Consider the following 3,361-nt stretch of genomic DNA (forward strand, 5'->3'; position numbering starts at 1 on the left):
TGACCACCGCTACATGTGTTGTAGTTGCGTCAGTTCAGGCCCTAAATACGGTACAACAAATCTTTTTTCAAGGGAGGCAAGAGCAAGGAGTCATGGCCGACCCCTGCTCTCAGTTCATGCAATCCGGGTTTAGTATAACGGCTTTTGAGGCTGTCTGTCACCTTTACACCCAGTTTTTGGCCACCATGTTGCCCGCCCTGCGGCCGTGTCCCGGGTGTCACGCCCCTCGAGAAATCCAAAGCAGCCGACGACGGGCGTTGCAATGGACGGCGGAAAGGACGGCGGACGCTGGCAATAACACCGTATCTTTTGGAACTTCTTCGCGAGCACCGGCACCAGCAAGAATTGGAGCGCATGGCAAAGGGTTCGGTATGGCGGAATGCTGACGACTATGTATTTGTGACGCGAAATGGGGGTATGCTCTGGCCGAATGACGTGTGGGCGACGTTCAAACGGTTATTGAAAAGAGCGGGCCTACGCTCTGACATCCGCATCCACGATCTGCGCCATGCGATGGCGTCGTTTTGGCTGGCACATGGGGTTCCCGTGAAGGTGGTTAGCGAACGCTTGGGCCATGCCAATATCAGCATTACCCTGCAGATTTATGGACACTTGCTGCCAAACATGCAGGAGCAGGCCGCCGCGGATATGGAGGCGATGTTTCTGGGCGGCACCATCCACACTTCATCCACACGAACTGTGGTAACTCACGAAACCCAAGATACTCGAGATAACGACTGAAATCGTGCAACTGGCTCGGGGCCTTGCTTGGCGCGATTTCTGTCTATTGCGGATCACGTCAGAAACATGGGTGCACGGGACCTTGGATCCCGCATGCGCAGGTTCGAGTCCTGCCTCCCCAGCCAATTTCTTTTGAGACGCCGCAAGTGATTGCGGGCTTTTTTGTTTTGCGCCCCTAATAGCGGAGCACTGAGAGAGGCAGCGCCTGAATGGCAGTCGTACAACCAGATCTCACGGCAATTGCGCACATGATTCATATACTTCATTGGCCGGCATCCCTCCTTACCTCGTTTGTCGTGCCATAGGTGCGTGGGTGATGCGGGATCAGGTCTCAACCAGCTTCAAACATGGTCGACAAGTAGGAAGGTGGCAATCCAGCGCACGGGTTCGGAACCATGCGCCGGTCCACCCGGCTACCTTCATCCACCCGCGCTCGGACAGCGAGGTCAACCAGTTTCCTGGTGACCTCTGCGGTCGGGGTGGGGAGGTGACGGTCGTCGAGAACCTGTATCAAGCGGGGTATCCCCACGGGGCCGACAGAATATAAATCCCATGGAAACCACGGTCGCTACGAAGACGCAGGACGACTGGGCAATGAAGCTCCGTCCGATCGCTTGGGACTCCGCGATGTAGCCCGCATGAGCTGAACGCGTAGACTCTTACGTTATGTCCTAACGCCAATGCCGACCCACAAAGCACCAGCAACTGCTCGCAGGGGTGGAAGCCGTAGACAATTCTAAAACACGTTCTCAGCCTTTCCGTTTTCCGATGTACATTGGGTTGACGCATCCTCTCCATGGTTCATCATTTGCCACGGACAGGTCACGTTCTAACACTTCGACCTCAGAAAAATCTCCTCACTTAAGTCTCCCTAAAATTTGGTTAACGTTGGCGAACTGTGTATAATCTTGTCGAAAACAGTGTCTCATAGCAAACCAGCGGAAACGCTGGGACGCAAAGCCACGGGTCTACGGGTTGACACCTACGATCGCCGGGTTGCCACTCATGTTTTTTCGGTAGCGGCGATCCTCGGGGGTCGCCTATATGTCGTCTGGATCTGGATCGGGTGAGAAACAAGTGGAGGCGTTTCGGTAATGACCGGTGATCGGCGACTATCCGCAAATCTTGCGGATAGTGAAGGCCTTGGGGAGTCCGTCGTACGCATGGTTCAAACGGTTAGGGGGCTATGGGCGGTCCTACAGCCGATTATGGACTCGCAGACCGAAGCGGGTTTCGTACAGGAAGCGTTGCTCCGTGGACCGCGGGGTACTAGACGCTAAAGATGTCGACCCTTCCCGCATTGCGTCTGAAATCTCGCAACGCCAATCCATTTCCGGTAACCGCATCTTGATTCATATCAAGCACTGGCGTGCAGCGGATTATGCCATCGCGGTAGACGGCTATGGTGCGGCTTACATGGGCGCTGAGCTCTGCTGGCGTTGGAGCCCGATATTGTGAAGCTCGACCGAGTGGTAGTACAACACGTCGACCATGATGAGACGAGTCAGGCGGTGGTGGAGTCTTTGGTGACGATCGGCCACACAACTGGTGCCTTGGTTGGCGCGGAATATTTGGAAACCGACGAGGGAATCGAGACTTTTTAGGCGGTGGGAGTGTGTTGCGGGCAGGGATTCATCTCAGGCGGACAGCGATGGAATCCTGTCCCCGCCCGTGTTCAAGGGGCGATCGAACCTTGAGGGCTCCGCCGTGCAAACCCTGAGATTCCTAACGGGGCTGAGGTCGGGCGACATGGTAGACACTCTACGAGGAGAGTGTTTCCCGAAAAGGATGAACGCGATGGATTGGCAAGAGCGCGCTATACGCATTATGGAAGACGATCGACGGCGGTTCGTGCGAGATTTGCAAGATGGTTTGCTTCAAATTCTATCAAACACGAGCATGCGGCTGGATTTCCTGATGCGATCGATGGATGTTGAGACTGCACAAGCACACGAAGAGATTCTGCGAGTGTATCGGCGTCTGGACCAGGCTATCGTCGATGTTCGCCATCTCATCGACGACCTCCAACCAGTGCCGGTCGCTGAGGTCGGATTAGGGACTGCGTTAGTGGAACTAGCGCATCGCCTGGAGCAGGAATGGGGTGTGCCGATCACTGTTGTCGACGATAGCGCTGGCGCTAGCATGAGCCGAGTGACGGCGGACTTGATGCTTTACCGCGCGGTCCAGGAAGCTGTGACCAACGCCGTCAAACATGCACAGACCGAACGGATTATTGTACGGCTATACCGTAAAGGTCCCCACCTCCGTATCGACGTCGTGGATGATGGGCGGGGATTCGATCCGCAGTACCCGCATCCCGGACAATATGGATTGGGCATCATGAGCGATCGGATCGCCGCTGTCGGCGGCGGGTGTCTGATCGAATCCGAGTTAGGTCGTGGTACACAGGTTCACTTCAGCGTACCCATGCCTGCTCGATCCCACGCACAATGATGTAGGGACACCCCTTGATAAGGAGCTACGACATGGTCAGGACATTAATTGTGGATGATACCGCGGACACGCGGCTCGTGTTGTCCCAGATGCTCGTATGATGACACCATGTCAACCCGGCCGGCCTAATTTCTTTTGGGGCCATGCGAGGTCGGTCGTCAAGGTC

The 3,361-nt window shown here is 55.6% G+C and carries 4 protein-coding genes and 1 riboswitch; all 4 genes read left to right on the top strand.

Annotated elements, in window-relative coordinates:
* Positions 1 to 309 precede the first annotated feature (309 nt).
* The 4 genes from HIJ39_RS22005 (at position 310) to HIJ39_RS22020 (ending at position 3,195) form a co-directional block, all read left to right on the top strand.
* Complete coding sequence (locus HIJ39_RS22005) at positions 310 to 741, top strand: tyrosine-type recombinase/integrase (RefSeq protein WP_243239904.1); 432 nt, start codon at positions 310 to 312, stop codon at positions 739 to 741.
* Positions 742 to 1,660: 919 nt separating this feature from the next.
* Positions 1,661 to 1,745: riboswitch (cyclic di-GMP riboswitch) on the top strand.
* 250 nt (positions 1,746 to 1,995) lie between these two features.
* Positions 1,996 to 2,199, top strand: coding sequence for a hypothetical protein (locus HIJ39_RS22010; RefSeq protein WP_169103187.1), 204 nt, complete (start codon positions 1,996 to 1,998; stop codon positions 2,197 to 2,199).
* Positions 2,196 to 2,345 (top strand): EAL domain-containing protein, encoded by a 150-nt coding sequence (locus HIJ39_RS22015; protein WP_169103188.1) that lies wholly within the window; start codon positions 2,196 to 2,198, stop codon positions 2,343 to 2,345. The genes HIJ39_RS22010 and HIJ39_RS22015 overlap by 4 nt, the downstream gene beginning before the upstream one ends.
* 193 nt (positions 2,346 to 2,538) lie before the next feature.
* On the top strand, positions 2,539 to 3,195 hold the full coding sequence (locus HIJ39_RS22020; protein ID WP_169103189.1) for a sensor histidine kinase: 657 nt from the start codon (positions 2,539 to 2,541) through the stop codon (positions 3,193 to 3,195).
* Positions 3,196 to 3,361: the final 166 nt, after the last annotated feature.

It is taken from the genome of Sulfobacillus harzensis, assembly GCF_012933365.1.
Lineage (GTDB): Bacteria > Bacillota > Sulfobacillia > Sulfobacillales > Sulfobacillaceae > Sulfobacillus_B > Sulfobacillus_B harzensis.

Coding starts and splice junctions, on each gene's coding strand:
- HIJ39_RS22020 (WP_169103189.1), top strand. CDS start 2,539: ATGGATTGGCAAGAGCGCGCTATACGCATTATGGAAGACGATCGACGG.